Source organism: Bacillus sp. B1(2022) (assembly GCF_040259625.1).
Classification (GTDB): domain Bacteria; phylum Bacillota; class Bacilli; order Bacillales; family Bacillaceae; genus Bacillus; species Bacillus velezensis.
Window position 1 is genome coordinate 76,927 of sequence record NZ_JANIFO010000009.1, and the last position, 21,874, is coordinate 98,800.

The 21,874-nt window shown below is 35.9% G+C and carries 24 protein-coding genes and 4 pseudogenes; 8 read left to right on the forward strand and 20 right to left on the reverse strand.

Going from position 1 to position 21,874, the window contains the following annotated elements; translation table 11 throughout:
• Positions 1 to 14 precede the first annotated feature (14 nt).
• The 5 genes and pseudogenes from NQS30_RS15685 to NQS30_RS15705 form a co-directional block, all read right to left on the reverse strand.
• Positions 15 to 1,179: pseudogene (locus NQS30_RS15685) on the reverse strand (MBL fold metallo-hydrolase).
• Positions 1,145 to 1,714 (reverse strand): sulfurtransferase TusA family protein, encoded by a 570-nt coding sequence (locus NQS30_RS15690; RefSeq protein WP_025284292.1) that lies wholly within the window; start codon positions 1,712 to 1,714, stop codon positions 1,145 to 1,147. The pseudogene NQS30_RS15685 and the gene NQS30_RS15690 overlap by 35 nt, the downstream one beginning before the upstream one ends.
• Positions 1,715 to 1,770: 56 nt before the next feature.
• Positions 1,771 to 2,139, reverse strand: coding sequence for a rhodanese-like domain-containing protein (locus NQS30_RS15695; RefSeq protein ID WP_012116893.1), 369 nt, complete (start codon positions 2,137 to 2,139; stop codon positions 1,771 to 1,773).
• Positions 2,140 to 2,172: 33 nt separating this feature from the next.
• Positions 2,173 to 2,655, reverse strand: a complete 483-nt coding sequence (locus NQS30_RS15700) for a DsrE/DsrF/DrsH-like family protein (RefSeq protein WP_012116892.1) — start codon at positions 2,653 to 2,655, stop codon at positions 2,173 to 2,175.
• A 160-nt stretch (positions 2,656 to 2,815) separates the two neighbouring features.
• On the reverse strand, positions 2,816 to 3,076 hold the full coding sequence (locus tag NQS30_RS15705; RefSeq protein ID WP_003156141.1) for a metal-sensitive transcriptional regulator: 261 nt from the start codon (positions 3,074 to 3,076) through the stop codon (positions 2,816 to 2,818).
• A gap of 602 nt (positions 3,077 to 3,678) precedes the next feature.
• On the opposite strand from NQS30_RS15705, the gene NQS30_RS15710 reads away from it, so the two are divergent.
• Positions 3,679 to 4,140: a CarD family transcriptional regulator gene (locus NQS30_RS15710; protein WP_059368304.1), complete on the forward strand. Its 462-nt coding sequence runs from the start codon at positions 3,679 to 3,681 to the stop codon at positions 4,138 to 4,140.
• A 663-nt stretch (positions 4,141 to 4,803) separates the two neighbouring features.
• Here the strand turns inward: NQS30_RS15710 and cspC are convergent.
• Positions 4,804 to 5,007 (reverse strand): cold shock protein CspC, encoded by a 204-nt coding sequence (gene cspC, locus NQS30_RS15715; RefSeq protein WP_003156143.1) that lies wholly within the window; start codon positions 5,005 to 5,007, stop codon positions 4,804 to 4,806.
• Between the two features lie 446 nt (positions 5,008 to 5,453).
• Entirely contained in the window at positions 5,454 to 5,615 is a 162-nt protein-coding gene (locus NQS30_RS15720; RefSeq protein WP_123912789.1) for a molecular chaperone TorD family protein, read from the reverse strand.
• Between the two features lie 113 nt (positions 5,616 to 5,728).
• Here NQS30_RS15720 and desA point away from each other — a divergent pair, with 113 nt between their 5' ends.
• A complete protein-coding gene (desA, locus tag NQS30_RS15725) occupies positions 5,729 to 6,757 on the forward strand; it encodes a Delta(5) desaturase DesA (RefSeq protein ID WP_167340514.1) in 1,029 nt (342 codons plus the stop codon).
• A 541-nt stretch (positions 6,758 to 7,298) separates the two neighbouring features.
• Here desA and NQS30_RS15730 read toward each other — a convergent pair.
• Positions 7,299 to 7,634, reverse strand: coding sequence for a winged helix-turn-helix transcriptional regulator (locus tag NQS30_RS15730; RefSeq protein WP_012116888.1), 336 nt, complete (start codon positions 7,632 to 7,634; stop codon positions 7,299 to 7,301).
• Positions 7,635 to 7,811: 177 nt separating this feature from the next.
• Between NQS30_RS15730 and NQS30_RS15735 the strand changes: the two genes are divergently transcribed.
• Positions 7,812 to 8,786: an NAD(P)-dependent alcohol dehydrogenase gene (locus tag NQS30_RS15735; RefSeq protein ID WP_012116887.1), complete on the forward strand. Its 975-nt coding sequence runs from the start codon at positions 7,812 to 7,814 to the stop codon at positions 8,784 to 8,786.
• Positions 8,787 to 9,481: 695 nt separating this feature from the next.
• On the opposite strand, the pseudogene NQS30_RS21440 reads toward NQS30_RS15735, so the two are convergent.
• A pseudogene (locus tag NQS30_RS21440) lies at positions 9,482 to 9,555 on the reverse strand (class D sortase); the annotation flags it as partial.
• A 248-nt stretch (positions 9,556 to 9,803) separates the two neighbouring features.
• Here NQS30_RS21440 and NQS30_RS15740 point away from each other — a divergent pair.
• Positions 9,804 to 11,039, forward strand: a complete 1,236-nt coding sequence (locus tag NQS30_RS15740) for a toll/interleukin-1 receptor domain-containing protein (RefSeq protein WP_085341756.1) — start codon at positions 9,804 to 9,806, stop codon at positions 11,037 to 11,039.
• 315 nt (positions 11,040 to 11,354) lie between these two features.
• Here the strand turns inward: NQS30_RS15740 and NQS30_RS15745 are convergent, their stop codons facing one another.
• Positions 11,355 to 11,480, reverse strand: a complete 126-nt coding sequence (locus NQS30_RS15745) for a hypothetical protein (RefSeq protein WP_256994856.1) — start codon at positions 11,478 to 11,480, stop codon at positions 11,355 to 11,357.
• A gap of 197 nt (positions 11,481 to 11,677) precedes the next feature.
• Positions 11,678 to 12,316: an NAD(P)-dependent oxidoreductase gene (locus NQS30_RS15750; protein ID WP_015239221.1), complete on the reverse strand. Its 639-nt coding sequence runs from the start codon at positions 12,314 to 12,316 to the stop codon at positions 11,678 to 11,680.
• A 197-nt stretch (positions 12,317 to 12,513) separates the two neighbouring features.
• Between NQS30_RS15750 and NQS30_RS15755 the strand changes: the two genes are divergently transcribed.
• The 3 genes from NQS30_RS15755 (at position 12,514) to NQS30_RS15765 (ending at position 13,640) form a co-directional block, all read left to right on the forward strand.
• Positions 12,514 to 12,957 (forward strand): Rrf2 family transcriptional regulator, encoded by a 444-nt coding sequence (locus NQS30_RS15755; protein ID WP_015239220.1) that lies wholly within the window; start codon positions 12,514 to 12,516, stop codon positions 12,955 to 12,957.
• A 92-nt stretch (positions 12,958 to 13,049) separates the two neighbouring features.
• The gene (locus NQS30_RS15760) at positions 13,050 to 13,244 is read left to right on the forward strand and encodes an AAA family ATPase (protein WP_227590177.1); all 195 of its coding nucleotides are present in this window, start codon (positions 13,050 to 13,052) and stop codon (positions 13,242 to 13,244) included.
• Between the two features lie 54 nt (positions 13,245 to 13,298).
• Positions 13,299 to 13,640 carry an MmcQ/YjbR family DNA-binding protein gene (locus NQS30_RS15765; RefSeq protein ID WP_015239219.1) on the forward strand — a complete coding sequence of 114 codons (342 nt, stop codon included), beginning with the start codon at positions 13,299 to 13,301 and terminating at the stop codon, positions 13,638 to 13,640.
• A gap of 259 nt (positions 13,641 to 13,899) precedes the next feature.
• On the opposite strand, the gene NQS30_RS15770 is transcribed toward NQS30_RS15765, so the two are convergent.
• The 5 genes and pseudogenes from NQS30_RS15770 to NQS30_RS15790 form a co-directional block, all read right to left on the reverse strand.
• Complete coding sequence (locus tag NQS30_RS15770; protein ID WP_015239218.1) at positions 13,900 to 14,325, reverse strand: MaoC family dehydratase; 426 nt, start codon at positions 14,323 to 14,325, stop codon at positions 13,900 to 13,902.
• A gap of 125 nt (positions 14,326 to 14,450) precedes the next feature.
• Positions 14,451 to 14,802, reverse strand: a pseudogene (locus tag NQS30_RS15775) (cystatin-like fold lipoprotein); the annotation flags it as partial.
• Between the two features lie 160 nt (positions 14,803 to 14,962).
• Positions 14,963 to 15,277: a MarR family winged helix-turn-helix transcriptional regulator gene (locus tag NQS30_RS15780; protein WP_007409579.1), complete on the reverse strand. Its 315-nt coding sequence runs from the start codon at positions 15,275 to 15,277 to the stop codon at positions 14,963 to 14,965.
• 339 nt (positions 15,278 to 15,616) lie between these two features.
• A complete protein-coding gene (locus NQS30_RS15785) occupies positions 15,617 to 17,020 on the reverse strand; it encodes an MFS transporter (protein WP_106080085.1) in 1,404 nt (467 codons plus the stop codon).
• A 38-nt stretch (positions 17,021 to 17,058) separates the two neighbouring features.
• Positions 17,059 to 17,469: pseudogene (locus tag NQS30_RS15790) on the reverse strand (BCCT family transporter); the annotation flags it as partial.
• Between the two features lie 432 nt (positions 17,470 to 17,901).
• Here NQS30_RS15790 and NQS30_RS15795 point away from each other — a divergent pair.
• Complete coding sequence (locus tag NQS30_RS15795; RefSeq protein WP_076982829.1) at positions 17,902 to 18,060, forward strand: ester cyclase; 159 nt, start codon at positions 17,902 to 17,904, stop codon at positions 18,058 to 18,060.
• Between the two features lie 190 nt (positions 18,061 to 18,250).
• On the opposite strand, the gene NQS30_RS15800 is transcribed toward NQS30_RS15795, so the two are convergent.
• The 4 genes from NQS30_RS15800 to NQS30_RS15815 form a co-directional block, all read right to left on the reverse strand.
• Complete coding sequence (locus tag NQS30_RS15800; protein ID WP_045206853.1) at positions 18,251 to 18,775, reverse strand: NAD(P)H-dependent oxidoreductase; 525 nt, start codon at positions 18,773 to 18,775, stop codon at positions 18,251 to 18,253.
• A gap of 795 nt (positions 18,776 to 19,570) precedes the next feature.
• A complete protein-coding gene (locus tag NQS30_RS15805) occupies positions 19,571 to 20,854 on the reverse strand; it encodes an MFS transporter (protein ID WP_015239214.1) in 1,284 nt (427 codons plus the stop codon).
• A 38-nt stretch (positions 20,855 to 20,892) separates the two neighbouring features.
• Positions 20,893 to 21,213 (reverse strand): DsrE/DsrF/TusD sulfur relay family protein, encoded by a 321-nt coding sequence (locus tag NQS30_RS15810; protein ID WP_015239213.1) that lies wholly within the window; start codon positions 21,211 to 21,213, stop codon positions 20,893 to 20,895.
• A gap of 2 nt (positions 21,214 to 21,215) precedes the next feature.
• Complete coding sequence (locus NQS30_RS15815; protein WP_015239212.1) at positions 21,216 to 21,872, reverse strand: ArsR/SmtB family transcription factor; 657 nt, start codon at positions 21,870 to 21,872, stop codon at positions 21,216 to 21,218.
• Positions 21,873 to 21,874: the final 2 nt, after the last annotated feature.

A 21,874-nucleotide genomic window follows, 5' to 3' on the forward strand; every position in this document is an offset into this window, starting at 1 on the left:
AATAGAAACTTGTGTTACCGTATTGCACAGCGGTTTGGACCAATCTCCATTTCACGCTGTTTTTCTTCATCCGGGCTGATTTTCCCCATGTTTGTTTCCCGAATCTCTTGGTATGCATTTGGCTGCGGAGGCAAATGATCTGTTACTAAGTGTCTAAATTGTGTTTCATCCGCAATGTTCAAACCATGGTTCTCGCTAAATAATGTGCGTAGTTTTTTACCAACACTTCCATTCTCATTTAGCTCGTCAATGATCATAAAGTGTGCCGGTAATACAATTAAATCCTGTGATAACGCGTTGTAACGGCTAAAAAGCGTTGTTCTTAAATCTCCTGCCCAATCTTCTGCCATACCGGCTAAGTCTGGCCTGCCAATTGAATCAATAAACAAGATATCACCTGAAAGAAGATACTGATCATCGACAATGAAAGAAGTGGAACCAATCGTGTGCCCCGGTGAATAAATCGGTTGAATGCCAATCTTTGTGTTTCCAATGACAATATCGTTGCCTTCTTCCAGCGGCTGATAATCAAATACCGCTTCTTCTGCATCCTTCGGTGGTAACCAGTAGGTTGCTTTTGTTTTTTCAGCTATGACTCTGCCGCCTGAAATATGGTCTGCGTGAAGATGTGTATCAAATACGTGAGTAATCTCCGCGCCCTTCTCTTTCGCAAAGTCTATAAAAATATCTGCCATACGTGTCGCATCAATAATCGCTGCTTCACCATTGGAGATGACCATGTATGACAGGCAGCCTTTACCGATACGAACAAACTGATACATCTCACCGCCATCTTTTAAATCCCCGACTTTTACCGGCTCTAAATGTTCGCTCCATGCTTTCATTCCGCCCTTAAGATAGGATACAGAATGACCTGCTTCAGAAAGCATTTCGGATACCATGACAGATGAACCTTCTTTTGCACAAACGACCAGCACTTCTTTATCAGAAGGAATTTTCTCCAAGATATCTTCTACGCCATCTAAAAGATCGAAATACGGTACATTTAAATGGTCAAAATAATGTCCTTCAATCTTCCAATCGCTAAAATCATTTTCATTACGTACATCCAAAATAAATAAAGATTCTTTGTGAAAGATTTTTTGTGTGACTTCTTTTGCGGTAAGTGCTTGCACGGTCATGTTTACATACCTCCTTTTTCTGTTTTACCTGTCCAATCCCGCATACCGGGAATAACATTAATAACCTTTTTAAAACCTTGTTTTTTCATGGTGTGAGCTGCCATTTCACTTCTTCTTCCTGAATGGCAAATAATATAAATTTCATCATTTTTGTTTAATTCGTTAGAGCGCTTTTCCACTTCGCCAAGAGGGATATGCACCGCTCCGGGGATATGGGCTTCTTCATACTCCTCTATCTCTCGTACATCTAAAATGTGAAGAGACTCATCACGATCCACTTTCTGTGTGAAAGCTTCTAATGAAATCTCAGGAATTGAAGATGCATTTTCTGATGAATGCTCTCCTCCTTTTCGAAGAAAGTGACAAAGGACTTCTCCCTCTGTTTCAGTACCTAGATATTCATGGCCTGAGCTTTTTGCCCATGCTTGCAGATCTGCCGCCGATCCTTTATCTGTTGCTTGAATTTCTAATATGTCACCAGCTTTTAATTCTTTTATTTTCTTCTTTGTTTTTACGATAGGCATTGGGCATGACAAGCCTTTAGCGTCTAATACAATATTTGCTTTCACGATTTTTTCCTCCTTTTCTTATATAGGGGCGGGGGTATACAAATAAATAAAAATCGGTGTTAATGCCATGTATTCATACCCCCTTTTATATTTGTGATATGTTTAAACCCTTGTTTCTTCAATATTTTACTTGCCTTTACACTTCTCATTCCGCTTTGGCAGATCACAAAGACGTCTTTGTCTTTCGAAAGCTGATGAGTTTGACGAGGCAAGTCAGATAAGGGAATATTGTTGAACCCTTTAATATGCCTTGTACGGAACTCATGGGGTGTTCGTACATCGATAAACTGTTTATCTTTATTTTTCAGCTCTGACTTTAAATCAGCAGTTGTTATTTGTTTAACACCATGCAATGGGAAAAAACGTCGAAATACGATCCACAGTAAAAATAAAATGAGTAAGGTATTGATGATTACACCGCTGCCCATCGTGATTCATAGCCTCCCTTGCAATGAACAACATTAGATAAATAAGTTGACATTGCCTTCTTCAGCATCTGCCAAATAAGCAGCTACACCAGCATAGTCGATATCATCTAATAGTTCTTTTTCCTGTAAACCAAGAAGATCCATTGTCATCGTACAAGCTACGAGCTTTACACCTTGTTCTTGAGCCATCTCAATCAACTGAGGCAACGTAAGTGCATTATGCTTTTTCATCACATTTTTAATCATTTTAGGGCCCATACCTGCAAAGTTCATTTTAGATAAACCCATCTTATCAGCACCGCGAGGCATCATCTTTCCAAACATTTTTTCAAGAAATTCTTTTTTCACTGGAATCAGCTCTTCTTTACGTAAAGCGTTTAATCCCCAAAACGTATGGAAGATCGTCACTTCATGATCGTAGGCAGCTGCACCATTTGCAATAATATAGGCTGCCATTGCTTTGTCATATTCGCCGCTAAATAAAACAATTGTTGTGCGTTTTGTTTGTTTTGTCATGTTTATTCTCCTGACTATCCACTATTACCCCTAGGGGTATATTAGAATTAAAATTTTTTTCGAAAGATCTCCTATTATTCAATCCAAAATACCGGTAGGGGTATATTATAATAAATATAAAAATCCGTCAACCTTAAAGATGATAGGTTGATGAATTTTTTTATCGGCTCTTTACCAATAAGTCGACCGCTTCTTTTACTAAGTGTTGTGTGTCTTCTCCCTTTTCTAAACTTTCACGAACACAATGTTCAAGGTTTGTGCTCACAATCAAACCCATTGCTCGATCGATCGCATTACGTGAAGCAGCTAGTTGGGTCACAACCTCTCTGCAATCTTTTCCTTGTTCCATCATGGTCAATACACCTTTTATCTGTCCTTCTATCCGGCGTAAGCGATTTTTAATCTTTTGATCATATTCCATGCGTTGAACTCCTTCTTTGAAATTTATATATTTGCATGTTATCAACTATCACTTCATACTATGCTTTATCACACTACATTATTAACTAGATAATGTTTGTGAATCAATATTATACCCTTACAGGTATACTGTCAATTTTCAAGACGGCATGAGAATGATTATAAAGAGTTAATATTAGTACCCACCTGTTTTACGTTAAACCCAAAAAATTAATCACAAGAAGTCTCCATATTTACTTAACATGCTCTTAATTGTATGATTGGTATCCTTGAGGAGAAGAAGACATCGAAAAAGTAAAAAAGTAAACAAACCTAGGATTCAATTGCTGTCATTGATGTCAAGTCATGAACTCCTAAAGGAGAATTTAATAACTCATTTTCAACGAAAAACTGATCTCTGTTAATTAGTCGAGATTCCAAGATATACACGGACCAATTGATCTTTCCTTTTTTAGGAATCCCACAGGTTCCCTCTTGTTTTGATGTTGTTTTTTTAAAAAAAATATTGACACAAATAAATGACCATGTTATCATTAAAAATTTGATATCTCACTCCATATATGATAACCTTAAGTTAAGTTCCCATATATGGAGGTGGATTATATGTTTCAAATTGGCGATAACATTGTTTATCCAATGCACGGAGCAGGTACAATTGAAGCCATAGAAGAAAAACAATTCTTAGAGGAAAAACAACAGTATTATGTCATAAGAATGTCAATCAGTAATATGACAGTTATGATTCCAACGCGTAAAATATTGAGTTCAAATATACGGCCAGTTACTGATATACGTGCATTAAAACACATTATACACATTTTTCAGCATGGAGAATCAGATAAGTTACTGCCGTGGAAGCAAAGGTATATAGTAAACACGAACAAAATAAAAACGGGTGAAATACAAGAAGGCGCTGAAGTTGTACGTGATTTAATGCGAATGAAGAAAGAAAAAGCACTTAATTCAAGCGAAAAAAAAATGTTGGATCATGCATATGAATTTTTGATTAGTGAACTGGAAGTCATTAAAGGAATCACTGAAAAACAAATGAAAAGTTTCTGCTAAGGTTAATTTTAAATAATGTTTTGCATTCCAAAAAGCACCCACGAGTTTTCGGAATATTACGATTAAAATATTTCGAAGACGCTTAACTTCTTCAACTTACTTTTAGAACATTAACCTCTTTTATTATTCCTACAATCTAATCTGTTTTTATTATTAAAAATTTCTTCAACGAACATTTGATGTTTTATCAAAAAACTCGATGAAATAGTCACTTGATTTTTGTAATCCTGATTCACACTGGCACGGACAAGGAGCCGTAAGGATGGAAGAGAGGCAGGGCTTTCATTGTTTTAGGTCTAAGTGATTATTTCCAGAAGAAAAAACAACCACTCCCCTCTTTATCTTTAAGAATTTCTTACATCTGCTTCCACAGTGAATAGCAGGTGGTTATCTTCTTTTCATAAAAGAGATATGCGAATTGTAACAAAGAATAACATACAGTGATATTGAGAACATAAAAACAAATCATTTATATATATTCCACATATCGTCAATCCGGTATGTTATACTGTAAACAATCCTTTGAGGTTTTAAACCTTTTTCTTACCTTGTAGCAACTGTCCCTACTCGAACGTTGAGTAGGGTTTTTTTATTCAGTATGATACAGAAAACATAAAAAAACAGGCCCTATATAAAGAGCCTGTTTGTATAAACGATTGAAGATTAAGCAGTTTTTTGAACGTTAGCAGCTTGAGCTCCACGAGCACCTTGCTCAACGTCAAACGTTACTTTTTGACCTTCGTCTAAAGATTTGAATCCGTCACTTTGGATTGCAGAAAAGTGTACGAATACATCGTCTCCATTTTCACGTTCGATAAATCCAAAACCTTTTTCTGCATTAAACCATTTAACTGTACCTTGTTCCATTTTTGTTGCCTCCTAGTGTGTTACACATTGTATTACTATCCTTGCCCAAAGTATCATCAAGACGAAAAGTCGATATTCATACTATCCTTTACACGAACAAAAATAATTCTCCTTTATCATATCACGAAACGGAAATAACTGCAAATTAATAATGTGTTCATTCATGTTTTATTTGTTAAACCTGTCGATACCAGTGCAAATCAAGATGCCTATTAATAGCTATGGTTTGAAAACACCGTGAAAATGAATCACGAGTGCCTTCAAACCCAGTACTTCATATTGATTGTTAAAGATTTCTTTAAAAAGCTCAGCTGTTTCTTGTTCAAGTACAAGATATTCTTGGCTGTTCACTGGTACAGCTTTGTTTCTGCAGATGTTTCCAAACGATCACTCAGGTATACCCCTATTTTAACGGTATTAACTTGTCATGTTTGTTCCTCAAACAATCAAAGTTTACGGTCTAAATAAACCGATTCACATTGGGGAGCATGGAGAGAGTTTGGCCCGATAAAGAGCTGGGTATAATCTTCATACACCTTTTGTATTCCGGCTGGTTCTGCTAATAAAGATTTAATCGGCCTGGAAAAAAGTATCTCATTTCCAATAATTTCACAAACGAATGGGAAAGATACTTATCATCTATGGTGTATGACGGTGTGACTTCAAAGACAAACGTTTTCGATACATAGAAGAACATCAGGGAAGGGGAAATTTTTAAAAAATGAATGAACAAAACCTAAGGACTTTGAGAAAACTGGTTACACCCTATGAAAAGTCCGATTTACAAAAAAGTATATGTCAAATCATTAACACATTGGTGCCATTTTTCCTGCTATGGTATTTGGCATATAAGAGCTTGTCCATTTCTTATTTCCTTACATTAGCCATTTCTGTCGTTGCAGCAGGTTTTTTAGTAAGAACCTTCATCATCTTTCATGATTGCTGCCACTATTCCTTTTTTAAGAACCGAAAGGCGAATCGAATCCTTGGAACAATTACAGGAATTCTGACTCTGCATCCGTTTGATCATTGGGCACACGATCATTCTGTCCATCATGCGACAAGCAGCAACCTGGACAAACGCGGTACGGGCGATATTTGGGTACTGACTGTTGAGGAATATAAAGAAGCCTCAACTAAGACAAAAATAATGTACCGTTTGTACAGAAATCCGTTTGTTATGTTTATTATCGGACCGATTTACGTCTTCGGGATTACCAATCGTTTTAATCGTAAAGGAGCAAAACGCAAAGAACGGATGAATACATATGTAACAAACCTGGGGATCGTCGCTTTGGCAGCACTTTTATGTTGGGCTATCGGCTGGCAAACCTTTCTGCTGGTCCAGACGCCAATTTTTATGATCTCGGGATCCCTCGGAATTTGGATGTTTTATATTCAGCATACGTTTGAGGATTCATATTTCGAAGAAGATGAGCATTGGGAATATGTAAAAGCAGCCGTTGAAGGAAGCTCTTTTTATAAGCTTCCAAAAGTCATGCAATGGTTAACAGGCAATATCGGTTTCCATCATGTTCATCATTTAAGCCCAAGAGTCCCAAACTATAAGCTTGAAATCGTGCATAACAACACTGAACCATTGCAAAACGTTCCGACCATCACACTGGCAACAAGTATTAACTCGTTAAAGTTCCGCCTATGGGATGAAGAAGGCAAAAAATTTGTTGGTTTTACCCACTTAAAAAAAACTTCTAAAAGTCAGGTATCAGCTCGGCTAAGAACGGATTAAATAAACTCCCATAATCGATGATAATGGGCAGTGTATTTTGCATAATAAAAGTGCAGACTCGCGCAAAGATTTTGTGCAGAGGTCAGCACTTTTTTAATGCCACATGCACTTACAACAAAAAAATACCAAAGGTGTCAAAACCCTTTGTATCATTAGGGTGCGGCCGAGAGGACTTGAACCCACGGGTTATTCACCCGCTGGGCCCTCAATTGGGTGCATCCATGTTATATCCTTCATTTACTTATATCCATTGCACACATTTACTCGTTTTTATTACTTTATCAGCCATCTTGAAGACTTAAAATTCCCTAATACTTCACCACTCGGAAACCCTCCAAAGAATAATCATTATTATAATATCGAACAATCATATTAATATTGTCAAAACGTTCGTTTTTGAATCACCTTGTTCATACTTCTATCAGTTTATAATTGAAATGAATTCGCCAATCTCTTCTACAAATAAAAAACATTTATTTACAATTAATTTTTATTTTGTTATTCTACTCGTGATCATCGTTTTCTTTGTATATTCATTTTATTATGACTTTGATTTTTCTAATTGGTTTTCGCCCCATAAAAGAAGTTGTTCAAATATAGGGTTCAGCTCTAGTCCTGCCCTAGTCAATGAATATTCTACTCTTGATGGAACTTCATTATACTGAACTCGTTGAACAATTCCGTATTCAATCAGGTCCTTTAATGATTGATTGAGCATTGTTCCTGTAATTCCATACACTTTACGCTTTAACTCATTATATCGAATATCATTGTAACTACATAGTACAGCTAAGATTTTTAAATTCCATTTTCCCGCTAATATATTTAATGCATAACTTGCTGGAGCTATCGCTTTATTTAGCTCACTTTCAGTCATATTTTATCCACTCCTTAGTCAGTTTTTCCTTACTTAGTCAGTTTATATTGAGTACTTGTTAAATCTTTTCCATTTATTATAATCAAATATGTAAACCCTGTCACCCATGTATTAGAGAGCTAAATTGATCATAAAACCCTTCAAGTTTATACTTTTTCAAGGAGATGGAGTGAGTAAATGAAAAGTGAAAAGATGCGTGCTGCACAATATACTAAATATGGATCACCGAATGTTCTTTTTGAAGATTCTATATCAAAACCTGTTATAGAAACTGGAGAAGTACTCATTCGTGTACATGGGTCGAGTGTAAACTCTATGGATACGCTATTTCGATCAGGCAAGCTGAAACTATTAACGGGTAATCAATTCCCAAAAGGAACAGGGGCAGACTTTTCTGGTGAGGTTGTTGAGGTAGGATCGAACGTAAAAAATTATCAATTAGGTGATAGAGTGTGGGGAGTTCTTCCAATGAATTTAAGGAGCCAAATTGGTAGTGCCGCTGAATATGTAGCTATATCACCTGAGAAAATATCTAAAATTCCTACAAAGGTTGATCTCTTACAAGCCGCGGCATTGCCTGGTGTAGGTGTTACTGCAATTATTGCCTTAAAATATAAAACGAAACTTAGAAAAGGCGAAAAGTTACTTGTACGTGGTGCAAGTGGAGGAGTCGGAAGCATTGCGATTCAAATTGGCAAAATGTTGGGTGCTCATGTAACTGCTCTTGCAAACGAAAAACATCTTACTTTTCTTCAAGAGCTAGGTGCAGACGAAGTATTTGATTATAAAAAAACATCTCCTACTGATCTTAAAAAGTTTGATGTAGTCATGGACACAGTGGGAACTGACCTCAAACATTATAGGCGCTTGCTTGCAAAGAACGGTAGAATGGTTACTATTGGATTTCCTAGTTTTTCGTCCTTCATATATATATTAGCTTCAACTACTTTCGGTTCTCGTAGAGTTCGCACATTCAGCGCAAATCCCAAAAATGAACTTCTAAAAGAATTAGCATCTTATGTAGATTCCAACAAGGTCAGACCAGTTATTGATAGCATTTATTTTTTATCTGATGTTGCCAAAGCTCATCATTCCTTAGAAGCTGGAGGTGGACGAGGAAAACGTATCATAAATTTACTTGATAAAAAATAAACCATCATTTCAGGATAAAATGGACGCTCATTTCTTGTAAAAGGCGTTGCTCCATTTGCGGCGTTATTAGGCGGGGCTTTAGATGGATTGAGATCAACTCAATTTGCTGATGTATTCAGTACTTTAGCCGCTATAATATAGATCGTCTTTTCACCAGTACCAAGAATAGTATGAATAACCGAAAAAGGTATAGTGGAAAATCTGTAATTTCAATTAACAAAAAAGACCAATACTCTTGTGAGTTTGGTCTTTTGGATTACTTCATATATGCGGTTGAGAGGAGTCCAACCTCCACGGGTTTAACCTCACTAAGCCCTCAACCTAGAAAGTTTTGGTAAGCAAGTCTTCTCCCATAGCTGTATTTTCCGCACAAAAAAATAATACCAAAGGTGGTCAAACCCTTGGTATTATTGGTATGCGGCCGAGAGGACTTGAACCCACGGGTTATTCACCCACTAGGCCCTCAACATTGTAAATCCGTATCACTGATTATGAAAGCTTATTTTCATTACATTTCCTATTTTCATTTGTCATCATTATATACGTTTATATGAATTATGGTTAAAAAATGGTGAGCCAAAATAACAATCACTATAACTTTTTCATGTGTATTGATTAGAGTTTTAATTTCTTTCTTCTTATTAAAAAGGCTGACGAAAATTTCGTCAGCCTAATCTTTAATATTCTGCATTTTCTCAAATTCGCTTTCCATAAATGATATATCGTTTCGGTACATTACCGATATTGAAAAGGGATAACAGGTTGTAAGATTGCGGTTAATAATTGGTGAGCAAAAAATACCTTAACTTCTTTACTTCTAAAAAGGGTTATACTGCCTAGGCATGCCATGAGAGTGACATACATAAAAAAAGATGCTATTGAAAAGCAACCTGAAGCTTATTTAAAGTTCAAAAACATCCTTCTAAACATAATGCCCTTAAAGAAATCAGATCCTTAGCACCGTGAAAAGAATAAATATGGTATATTTAGATAAAAAGTTCCCATTAGGAGGTTTATATGGAGAAAGATGTCAAGGTACCAAAGGTTTTTATATCTTACAGTTGGTCTTCTGAGGCTCATAAACAATGGGTACTTGATTTAGCTAATAGATTAGAGGCTAAATCTGGAGTTGAAGTCATTTTAGACAGGTGGCACTTAAAAATTGGACATGATAGATATAAATTTATGGAAGAGAGTATAAGACAAGCTGACAAGGTAATAGTAATTTGCGATAAAACTTACTGTGAAAAAGCAAATAATAGAGTTGGAGGAGTAGGGTCAGAAACCATTATACTTACACCCGAGATTTACGAAGACACTAAACAAGATAAATTCATTCCTATTGCAATGGAATCATCAGTCGATAACCAGTTGCTCTTACCTGATTTTATAAAGTCAAGATTGGTTTTACCGATTTTAGAAAAAGGAGATTTTGAAAAACAGTATGAAGATTTAATACATCTTATTTGGGATGAGCCAAGGCTAACTCCCCCAAAAAGAGGAAGTAAGCCAGACTTCAAAAGTAGTAACGAGAGAAATGATGATTATGATATTGTCTTTGATAAAAGTAATAGCGAGAGAATAATTTGGTTACTCCCAAGGGGATTTTTATTATTGAAAGACATAACATATCAAACACATGACTCTTGGGCAATAACTGTACATTATTTCAATTACAATGGAGAGTGGCAGCACGGTACACATTATCACGATTCATACTATAGAGACTGGGATAGAAATATGGAAGTTCAGTTTAGAAAACTTTCAATCCCAAAAGCTGATTGGCTATGGTGTCAAGCGCCTTTAAACTTAGTTAGGGATCTAAGAGATGCAACTACAATTATTGATATAGCTAAAGTTATTCAAAAAGAACAACAATGTGATTATCCCGTTTATTATTATGGTCCACAAGAACCTATCCTTTTACCTAAAGTTCCTTCTGATTACCATTTTTATTATAAGAATGGTAAACTTAGAGATATTTTAGAGTACTTAAATAATAAACAACTAAAAAATGAAACCGACTTAAATGAACTACATTCAAATGCGTTAACAATAAGGCAAAGCACCTACATTGAATGTCTTAAGTTCTTAGGCGAAAAAAACCCCTTATTTCATTTTGTCAAAGAAGTCCTTGATGAATATGATAAATCTTTTTCAATTGATGATTTAATTATATGGTTCGGTAGAATTGAAAACATACTTTCTAGTACATTAAGTCACGCTTATAATGATTGGAATCTTAAAAATTAAGTTAGACATGAAAAAGAGCAAATTTTTAATATATGCTCTTTTTCTATGTTCGCTTAACAACAACTTTATCTTATGCGATATTTATCTCAATTGATTTGCTTATGCTCATGTAAATGAGTGAAGGCCTCCTCAATACCACCACTACCAATGAAGGTTTGCTATTTAAGTACCTCTAATTTACTCCTAAAGTCAGCATATAAGCACATGTTCGGTGCTAATTAATATGAGTGCTGCACAGCCTCATCATTAGCTCGATATACACTAAAATTTCCGTGTCCCCATAAAATGAAAATATCGCTCTATTATAATCACCTGTTACGCACCTACTCTATCATCAGCAACATGGAAAGGAGCTTTGATAACAGGAACATCATTTGTTAAAATCACTCCTACGATACTACCCAATAATATCACTGCAAACAAAGTCCGGCTAATCTTCATTAATTATCTCCCCTTTTTTATTTTCCGTCCCGCTTTAATACTCAGTCGATAATACTCATTGGAACGTGATAAATCCCCTTTTTCATAAAAATAATCAGCTGCTCTGATTGCAAAGTTTTCAATGTCTCCGTACATTCTTAGAAGGAAGATACCATTAGCGATGACACTAATGGTACCCTTTGTTTCTACTCAATCACTTATTCAGCTTCTCCAACAACTGTAAAGCGTTCATTTATATGTTTTGGATTTTCAATTTCATCCAATACTGCAATTGCATAGTCTGCATAGCTGATAAAACTTTCGCCTTTCGAATTCACAAGAAGATGATCTTTTCCTGACTGATAAAATCCAGTTCTTTTCCCGTCTGGGTCAAATACCGCTGAAGGACTGATAAATGTCCAGTTAATATCAGAAGTTCCCTTTAGTTCTTGCAAGTTACGACCTTGCCCTTTAGCTGTCGGAATAAAAATCTCCGGGAAATCAGGTGTATCCATTACACTGACAGTTTTATTTTCGTCTACATAAAGACTCCCTGCTCCACCTACAATTACGGCTCTTGTACCCGTTCCTTTTAATGCCCTAATTAATGCCCGGCCAGCATCTACATGTGCCTGTTCTTCTCCTAATGGAGCACCGAAGGCATTAACTGCTACATCTAACTTTTTTAGATCATCCGATGTAAGATCAATTATATTTTTTTCAATGACTGCAATCTTTTCCTCTTTAAGTTTTGCAGCATCTCTTACAATTGCAGTTACTTCATGTCCCCTGCTTACCGCTTCTTTCAAGATAAGACTTCCAGCTTTTCCGGTTGCACCAATGATTCCAATTTTCAATTTAAAGTCCTCCTAATCATTCAAAATTTTAAATGTAACCATATTGATTACATGTAATAATTTTAGTTACACCTTTTCTGTTTGTCAATACTTTTATCATCTTGTTAATTGAGCATATTAGAGTAAAAGAACTTGTAATACATTCAGTTACAAGTGTACTATAAAGAGTGTAAAGTAATGAGGATGGTGAAGAAATCATGTCTATTAGCAGCCGTTTTGCTGTAGGAATTCATATATTGGCTCTTATTGAAATAAATGAAGACGGAATTAGCACTTCTGAATTTTTAGCTGGAAGTGTAAATACAAATCCCGCCTTCATAAGAAAAATTATGGGGATGCTGAAAAAAGCAGGTTTAGTAAATGTTCGGCCAGGTATTGCAGGGGCTGAATTAGCGAAGGATCTAACTGAAATCACCTTACTTGATGTTTATAGAGCAGTTAATGTTGTTCAAGATAAAGAATTGTTTAGTATACATGAAAATCCCAATCCTCAATGTCCTGTAGGCCGGAACATTCAAAGTACAATTGGTCCAATATTTGAAATCGCCCAATCTGCCTTGGAAAAAGCTCTTGGGCATATCACAATTGAGGATGTGGTAAAGGATATTATTGAAAAAGAAAAATTGACCAATAATTGTTAAATGATTTCACAGAAAATCTTTTATCAGACTGGGGATAAAAAAATGGCTTTTCATGAACAAAAAAAGAGCAGACATAAAGTCTGCTCCTTTTGATGAAAGATTTAGATTACAGTAAGGGATATAAATATGCTCATGATACAGAGGAAAAATTAACGACAATGCAGACGATGCCAGATTCTTTAATAGGGCGTGAGTATTACTATCCAACAACTCAAGGTTCAGAAGCTAAGTTCAAACAAAGATTTGAGGAAATCTCGGATTGGTATAAAAGAAACCGCAAATCTTAGTTTGAACGAATATGTTCTGTATATAAAAATAATGAGGTATGGAGTGAATTGATAATGAATTATGATGAAATTAAAGATTACTGCCTAACCTTTCCAAACTCTTATGAAGACCATCCTTTCGGAGATGGTTGGACTGCAATTCGTCACAAAGGGAATAAGAAAATATTTGCACTTATCTTCACTCGCGACGAACACTTATGTGTCAACCTTAAATGCGAACCTGAAAGGGCTGATTTTCTACGTGGTCTTTTTGAAGAAATCAAGCCCGGATACCATATGAACAAGGAGCATTGGAATACTCTTACCTTAGATGAGGGACTCCCAGAGCATCAAATCCATGACATGGTAAAGTACAGCTTTGAACTGACAAAACCAAAAAGCAAAAAGGAAACATAACATCGAAGGATAGAACGCTCATTATAGATATTCACCCGGTGCAATGATACAGAGGAATATGCAAAAACCTCAAGGCAGCAATTTTTAAATTTGTATTTATGAGATGTTTTCGTTATTGTGAGTCCTTTGTTTCTTGAAATAGGTTGAACAAATAAAAAAGAGCAGACTCAAAGTCCACTCAATTAATTAAGATGATTGCTCATTTCATCCAGACACCTATAAAAAATGAAAGGTGACGATGATATGCCGCAAAGGTCATTTAGCGTTTAATTAATACTGATAACTCACCTTCAAACACTTTTTCCTCTTTCTGATTATAGGTAGATAACAATACAGTAAGTATCCCCGTCTGGCTTTTATTTGGTTTTTTATCAATAACCTTAACAATAGTGTTCAGTTTATCATTAGGGTAAACGGGTGCTAGGAATTTTATATTATTCATTCCTGTCCCAGCAATAATATCGTCTTCATGACGCCCTTCTTCAATCCAAAGCTTAAAAGTAATAGATAACGTTTGTATTCCAGAAGCAATAATTCCATTAAATCTGCCCATTTTTGCTTTTTCTTCATTTAAATGCATGTATTGTGGGTCATACACTTCTGCAAAATTCATTATATTCTCTTTTGTTAATTCAAAAGATTTAGTTTGAAAAACCTGCCCGATGGTGAATTCATCCAATTTCATAAATAAATCTCCTTGAATCTAAACTTTATTATTAAATCTACGTAGCATTTTAACATACTGGCTCTCACACAACAACTTAACGGTAAAACAATTGTTCCCCTATCAGGAATGAACAAGCACATTTTTTTTGTTTCCTTGCCTTTAACCTCTTTATAATCAGGTGTTTTCTTATACAGACCAAGGCGGTCGCCATCACCATCACCCGGCATATGTGCCATTTCCTCATAAGAATCTCCAAGCTTCTCATAATAAGAATAAGCAGTCAGCCTACGAGAACTTTCTTCTGGCTGATAAAACGCAAGTTGAATATATTTCCCGTCATCATATACACGAATTATGGCGTTATCTCTTTTGTGCTCATCTGAATCTGCTCGCATTTCTTTTCTGACTTTCTTCTCCTGCTTCATCACTTCATTAATCATTATCATATTTACTACCGCCGCACGCAGTCAGCAGAAGGATGAAGGTGACGGACAAATCATACGACCTACTATAAGTAAGTGGACAGTAACAGATGAATTTTTATAAACAAAAAATACCAGGGGTGTCAAAACCCTTGGTATCATTGATGCGGCCGAGAGGACTTGAACCTCCACGGATTATTCACCCGCTGGGCCCGCCATCTATATTCATAAAACTATTGCTCAGATGTCAGCATGTTAAGTAAATTACGAATTTCCTTGTTATAACTTTTAATTTCTTCTTCATTACAACCGGTTTTATCAAATACTGCATTAGGTATCATTGTGACTTTTTCTTTAAACTCATTCCCTTCAGTTGTTAACGTAATAATTACACTTCGTTCGTCCTCTTTTGAACGCTCTCTTATAATAAGTCCTCGCTCCTCAAGTCGTTTTAAAACTGGAGTTAATGTTCCGGAGTCTAGATATAATTCTTCGCCTAAACCTTTAACAGATATTTTTTCCTTCTCCCATAAAACAAGAAGAACCAAGTACTGTGATTAGCGTACAAGTTCTCGTTTTCTACTTTGGACCCCATATAGAAAATAAAAAGCCAGCTCTCCTTCGGGAGAAGAACTGGCATAACAAAGCTTCTTGCTTCTTATTTTGCTGTATTGCTCGGACCTTTTAATTTCTCTTCGTTCTTGCGTCAACGTTTTATTATTAGGACACAACCAATAAAATAATGACGATCGAGAATAGCAACGCTGCTTTTGCAAAGCAGTAAGCCCTCCAGAATATAAAAGAGCTGCAGTCATTGCTGCTCGGATAATCCCAGCTTATTCTGAGTCTGTATTTCGAGTAGCCGGTCAATTAAATGGATGTTTTTTTCATTCCTTTTCTGCTTGTTCCATTTTCCACCACAGTGAATCTTTTGGATTTTCAACAGCTTCTTGAAACTCAGCTTTAGAAGCAACTGTTGGGTAAGAACCTTTTAAAGATTTACCTGAAGTATCTTTAAATAAGGTTAACACAACAATTAAGCCAATTAAACTAACTGCTAATAAATAGAAACCCGGCGCCAAATTGTTTCTTGTCACATGAGTTAACCAAGAAGCAACTAAAGGTGTTGTTCCACCAAAAATAGAAACTGATAAGTTGAATGTCCAGGATAACGTACGATATCTAATGTCAGTATGGAACAACGTAGGTAAAGATCCTGGCATAGTACCTTCGTATACAGATAATACAATACCTAACATTAAAAGTCCTATAAATAAGAATGTTATATTCCCCATATTAAGAAATTGAAAAGAGATAATCGAAAATACAATTCCTAATACTAATCCAATTGTTATAACTTTTTTATTTCCTAATTTATCTCCCAATTTACCAAAAGTTAAAGCGAACGGTACCATAATAATCAATACAATTGCTGTAACCGGTGTACTTATATTATCACTTATACCAAGGTTCTCATCTAAATAAGAAGGCATATAACCTAACAATAGGTAATTGGTTATATTGAAAAATGCCACAAATACGATACATAAAAAGATATCTTTTTTATATGTTTTAATGACTTCTAATAAACCTGGTTGTTGTTCTTGGCTTTCAGAGATGTCATTTTCAAAAATTGGTGATTCATCTAAATGACTTCTCAAATATAAACCAAATAATCCTATTGGAATACTTAAGAAGAAAGGAATTCTCCATCCCCAACTATTCATTTGAACATCAGATAAAGTCCAGAAAAGTACTGTAACTAAAACAGAAGCTACTATATAACCAGATAATGTGCCGATTTCTAAACCGCTGCCTAACCTTATACGCTTATTATCTGGAGAAGATTCTGCGATATATACCATTGCACCAGCGTACTCTCCACCCACAGAAAAACCTTGCAGAATACGAGCTAAGAGTAATAATATAGGGGCCCATACACCAATCTGTTCATAGGTAGGAAGCACACCAATTATTAAAGTAGATAAAGCCATCATTAAAATAGTAATTGTTAATACTATTTTCCGACCAAATTTATCACCCATTTTACCAAAAATAATTCCGCCTACGGGTCTAAGTAAGAAGGCAATTGCAAATGTAGCAAAAGTAAATATTAACTTTAATTCATCGTTTTGAACTGGACTGAAAAAGTTTTTACTAATAATAACTGCCAAATAAGAATATAAAGCAAAATCAAACCATTCCATCGCGTTTCCTATTCCTGTAGCAAACACGCTTTTCTTCGCTTTTTGAATGTCTACAACGTTAATTTTTTTCTTGTTAAACTTCATTTAATAATATCGACTCCTTAATTATCAAATCCACATTATACAAGCGCATAAAACGGTCCAAGCATGCAGTCCCAGAATGTATAGCGTAATGCTTCTCTAAAAGTCTGGGGGTTTCTGTTTCACCTGATGGAGAGCTAACGGCATAGTGGATGATTGGTTCAACTGTACCTTAAAAGACTAGACTAATATCCATATCAGCGCCAAATAACATTGTAAACCAGGAAGAAGGATGAAATTCAGTTTTTTCGCTGGTTTCCTTAACTTATTTTTGCCGATTGGACTAAAAATAATACAAAAAGCAACAAAAAGAGAAACATCCAACAGATAATACCAGCCAAAGCGGTTAGTGATATATCCTTGGGCTGTGGTTGGTATTTTCTGCAGACTATTTGGAGAAATGATTCCCCTTAATACAGCTCTATTGTGAATATTATCACAATCGAAAACAAACTTTTATTTCTTCAAAGTATCCTAAACCTTTATTTTAGTTCTTCCATTACGGCTTCCAATATGTTTATTATAAGATTGAGGTCGTTCCTAAGAATTATTTACTGATTCTATCTTTATTACCCCACAATCAGGTGAAACAAAACACTATAAACGTAGCATACCTTTTTAAAATCTGACAAGCCCAACAGGGTGATAGAAACCCGGCTAAAGCCCAGCTAGTCAATGGATAGAAGAAATTTTTTTGTTTTTCCCAAGGAATAACCGTCTGTGTTTTATCTTGCCCAATTAGAAAGAAAAAGAGCAGGAGTAATCCTGCTCTTTCATTCAAAACTTTAATTTGTATGAAGAATTTCGTATACCTTTTCGACTTTCTTTACCTATTAATCAGTATACAGACTACAACAGAAATAAGTAGCACCGGGTATGAAATAATGGATGCATTTAAACAGGCAAATCACCGACAATTGAATTTAGGAAAAAGCGTTAAATTCTCTCTTATGATGTTGTTACGTATTGTTGACGGTAAAATTATTGAACATAGATCTCATGTGGATGTGCATGATATTCTCCGTCAGCTTGGCGTTAATTAACAGGAAAAAGTTGAAATAGTGAGAGACCTGGTGAATAGCTTGGTCTCTTTTTTTATAATTAAGTCCTCGCTCTATGCCCCCCTGCATTCAGTCGATGTAACTTTGAAATAAAGTTTAATTAACATCTATCTATCACAAACCCTTATTTTCACAACACATCATTTGTTTCAGCTTCGTCGCGAATACCGGATCAATGCTCAGCTTTAAGATAGTCAACCAATTTCTCCGCACTGTTCTTAACATCTTCTTTTGAAAGGTGAAGTGTCCCATATTGTGTAAAGGCAGGAAGAAAACGCATTCCTATATAGTTAGCAGTGACTTGAAACGGTCTGATAAGCTCGCTGATCGTGATATTATATTCTCCGCCTGCTTGATAATCAGATTCCTGTGCGCCTAAGGAGATCGCTAAGAGCAGTTCTTTTCCATGCAATTTAGTACCTCCAGTTCCATAAGCCCAGCCATGTGTTAACACATCATCTTCCCATTGTTTGAGTAACGCGGGACTGCTGTACCAATACATTGGGAACTGAAAAACGATACGCTCATGATCTAACAGGAGCTGCTGCTCTTTTTCTACATCAATGATAAAATTAGGGTATTCACCGTACAGGTCATGAACCGTAATGTCATTCTCTTGCTTTAAACGATTCATCCAGGTTTTGTTGACAACAGACGTTTCCAAATTAGGGTGTATAACGATAACTAATGTTTTCATTTGACCGTTATCCTTTCTTCGCAGATTAGTTATTATTGCTTTTGTGATAAAGAATTGATTCTAATTTTAAAATAACAACTTATTTACACCTATTTTATCCTTTTTCATGAATTCAGGGCAACTAATTGGACACCGATTACATTTATAGCCCAAAAAAAGGCTTAACCTTTTAAAAAAGATTAAGCCTTTTCAGTACCCTTATGCCCCTACCCTATTATCTCGTGTCTAATTTCTAATAGCTGATCATATAACAAGGCATCTTTGTTTTCCTCCATGCTTAGCAATACTTTCTCTGCTTTTGCAAATTGGAGTTTGAAGCATTAGTAACTATCTATAAATAATGAAAATATTTGTGCGACGTCTACTGCAGATGACTTACTCCAGGTAAGCGGGCAGTTTGTGGATAGTAGATCTTTTAAAAATAAGCACAAAAAATACCAAAGGTGGTTAAACCCTTGGTATCATTGAGATGCGGCCGAGAGGACTTGAACCTCCACGGGTTATTCACCCGCTGGGCCCTCAACATAGTAAATCCATAACATTAGCTATGAAAGCTTGTTTTCATTACACTTCTTATATTCATTTGCCATCTATTCTATACATTTATATCAATTATGGTTAAAAAATGGTGAGCAAAAAACAAAAATCGTTCATCCTAACTTGCTGATCTCATTAATTAAGTATCTTAATCTCTTCCATGTAAAATAAAGTATTGCTTTTCATTGCCAGATAGTTAATCCATGTCATTGGTGCCACATCAGTTAAAGTAGCCATAAAAAAAGAATAGTCTTTCGACTATCCTTTAATTATCTCTTTATTTCTTGTAGACCAAATCACAACCGGTATAAGAACTAAAGATAAAAGCCCTCCACTCAAAGATAACATCGCATAACTTGTGTTAGCCATTACCATACCCGAAAGAGCCCCGCCAGAAGCTCCTGCTAATGCAATAAAAACATCAAGTGTTCCTTGAACTTTCGCACGAGTTGAAGGCTCTGTAGAATCTACAATTTGAGCAGTACCACTGATTAATCCAAAGTTCCACCCCAATCCAAGCAGAGATAGGGCAATCACCAAAAGAACCATTGAATCACTTGGAGCTAGGGCTGCTAATAAACCAGCTAATAATAATGTTATACCAGAGGCGATACTCATAGCTATACGACCAATTTTATCAACAAGGACACCTGTTACAAGTGAAGGAAGATACATGGAGCCTATATGGAAACCAATTACGATCCCTACTTCACCTAAACCATGCCCATGATGTTTCATATGAACTGGTGTCATCGTCATAATAGCTACCATAACGATTTGTGTTAGTACCATAACTGTGGCACCGACCGCAAGGCCTCTTTTATTATTTTTTTGATCTACTGGATTTGAATCATTTTCATGCTCATTTTGTTGTTTATAAGCTGCGATCCGTTTTGCAATATCTAATGGATCTGGGCGCAGCATAATAAAAAGTACAATGCCCGCTAAGATATATGCTGCTGCAGCTAAAATGAATGGGCCTGCAAGCGAAGGAACACCAATAAGAGCAGCAAATTCACCCATTACATTTACTAGATTCGGACCTGCAACTGCCCCAAATGTTGTCATAACCATCGTCATACTAACAGCAGTTGCTCGCTGTTTCTCATTTGCTAAATCAGTTCCCGCATAACGGGCTTGTAAGTTTGTTGCTGTACCCGCACCATAAATCAGCAGAGAAGCAAATAAAAGAATCACACTATTCACCATGGCTGCAATAACAACGCCAATTGCACCGAGTCCGCCTAACATAAAACCAGTCGCCAGTCCTGTACGGCGTCCAAAACGCTGAGAAAGTCTGCCTACAAATAAGGCTGCTCCCGCTGATCCTAAAGTAAATAAAGCTGTCGGTACCCCTGCATAAGCATCAGTTCCGAGCATTTGCTGAGCAATAAGGGCACCTACGGTAATCCCTGCGGCTAGTCCAGCACCGCCAAAAATTTGTGATATACTCACAACAATCAAAACTTTTTTGTATAATTTCTTTAGTTTTTCTGGAGAGTCTATGTAACTCCTCGTTGAATCTTCTGAGCTACTCATCATGTTATTAACACCCTTCTTTTTAGGATCTATCTAAATAATTAAAACGTAACTACTTTGTCAGCCCATTCTACAAGATTAACGCAATCATTCATTGTAGAAATTGGACATGATGTCGTACTATCTAATGCTCTTGATTTCAAACATGTTCCACAAGCGAGTAGCTCTCCCTTAAGCTCCTCGAATTTTTTCATCTCTTCAAAAACTTTGAATTTTGGATGTTGGATGTTTTCACATTCAACGGCTTCACCCATTAAAAAAATTTTAACATCATGTCCTTTTACTATTGCAGCATTGGCAAATCTAAATGCATTCCATGCCTTTTCGGGTTCTTTTGTTTCTAAAATGATTCCTAATTTCATTTTCAATCCCCCAAGTCCGTTATTTGTTTCCAGTCTCTAACGCCTTCCTCTAAGCGAAATGCATGAATACCATTAGCCCTCAGAATTTCTACTGCTTCTGCCGACATTAAACAGTAAGGTCCTCTGCAATATGCAACCACTTCACAATTAGGCGGTAAAGAAGAAAGTTTATTTTCCAATTCTTGAATTGGAATAGAAATAGCACCCGGTATATGAGCTTTTTCATACTCTTCAGCCGGCCTTACATCTAACAATAAAACCTCGCCTTTTTCCATGCGTTCTTTTAATTCAGAAAGGGTTACCCCTTCCATACCGAGTTTGTCATTTAGAAATTCTTGTTTGATCTGCTGAACCTCAACAAGTTGTTTCTCTGATAGAGCATGGAATGATGTTAAAAAGTCAGCAATTATCTCGTCAGCCAATTCATAAATGACATAATTGCCTTCCTTCTTATAATTCACCATTCTTGAATTAAAAAGAGTTTTTAAATGTTGAGAAACATTTGCGATAGACATATTTGTACTTTTTGCTAATGCTTCAACAGTTTTTGGACCTTGCGTCAAAACATCAAGAATTTCCAATCTTTTTGGACTTGAAAGGCTTTTCCCTATTCTGGCGAACTCTTGGTATAATAAATCCTTTAAATTTCTTTCGTTCATAG

Coding starts and splice junctions, on each gene's coding strand:
- NQS30_RS15695 (WP_012116893.1), bottom strand. CDS start 2,139: ATGGGCAGCGGTGTAATCATCAATACCTTACTCATTTTATTTTTACTG.
- NQS30_RS15700 (WP_012116892.1), bottom strand. CDS start 2,655: ATGACAAAACAAACAAAACGCACAACAATTGTTTTATTTAGCGGCGAA.
- NQS30_RS15705 (WP_003156141.1), bottom strand. CDS start 3,076: ATGGAATATGATCAAAAGATTAAAAATCGCTTACGCCGGATAGAAGGA.
- NQS30_RS15710 (WP_059368304.1), top strand. CDS start 3,679: ATGTTTCAAATTGGCGATAACATTGTTTATCCAATGCACGGAGCAGGT.
- cspC (WP_003156143.1), bottom strand. CDS start 5,007: ATGGAACAAGGTACAGTTAAATGGTTTAATGCAGAAAAAGGTTTTGGA.
- desA (WP_167340514.1), top strand. CDS start 5,729: ATGAATGAACAAAACCTAAGGACTTTGAGAAAACTGGTTACACCCTAT.
- NQS30_RS15730 (WP_012116888.1), bottom strand. CDS start 7,634: ATGACTGAAAGTGAGCTAAATAAAGCGATAGCTCCAGCAAGTTATGCA.
- NQS30_RS15735 (WP_012116887.1), top strand. CDS start 7,812: ATGAAAAGTGAAAAGATGCGTGCTGCACAATATACTAAATATGGATCA.
- NQS30_RS15740 (WP_085341756.1), top strand. CDS start 9,804: ATGGAGAAAGATGTCAAGGTACCAAAGGTTTTTATATCTTACAGTTGG.
- NQS30_RS15745 (WP_256994856.1), bottom strand. CDS start 11,480: ATGAAGATTAGCCGGACTTTGTTTGCAGTGATATTATTGGGTAGTATC.
- NQS30_RS15755 (WP_015239220.1), top strand. CDS start 12,514: ATGTCTATTAGCAGCCGTTTTGCTGTAGGAATTCATATATTGGCTCTT.
- NQS30_RS15760 (WP_227590177.1), top strand. CDS start 13,050: ATGAAAGATTTAGATTACAGTAAGGGATATAAATATGCTCATGATACA.
- NQS30_RS15765 (WP_015239219.1), top strand. CDS start 13,299: ATGAATTATGATGAAATTAAAGATTACTGCCTAACCTTTCCAAACTCT.
- NQS30_RS15770 (WP_015239218.1), bottom strand. CDS start 14,325: ATGAAATTGGATGAATTCACCATCGGGCAGGTTTTTCAAACTAAATCT.
- NQS30_RS15785 (WP_106080085.1), bottom strand. CDS start 17,020: ATGAAGTTTAACAAGAAAAAAATTAACGTTGTAGACATTCAAAAAGCG.
- NQS30_RS15795 (WP_076982829.1), top strand. CDS start 17,902: ATGGATGCATTTAAACAGGCAAATCACCGACAATTGAATTTAGGAAAA.
- NQS30_RS15800 (WP_045206853.1), bottom strand. CDS start 18,775: ATGAAAACATTAGTTATCGTTATACACCCTAATTTGGAAACGTCTGTT.
- NQS30_RS15805 (WP_015239214.1), bottom strand. CDS start 20,854: ATGATGAGTAGCTCAGAAGATTCAACGAGGAGTTACATAGACTCTCCA.
- NQS30_RS15810 (WP_015239213.1), bottom strand. CDS start 21,213: ATGAAATTAGGAATCATTTTAGAAACAAAAGAACCCGAAAAGGCATGG.
- NQS30_RS15815 (WP_015239212.1), bottom strand. CDS start 21,872: ATGAACGAAAGAAATTTAAAGGATTTATTATACCAAGAGTTCGCCAGA.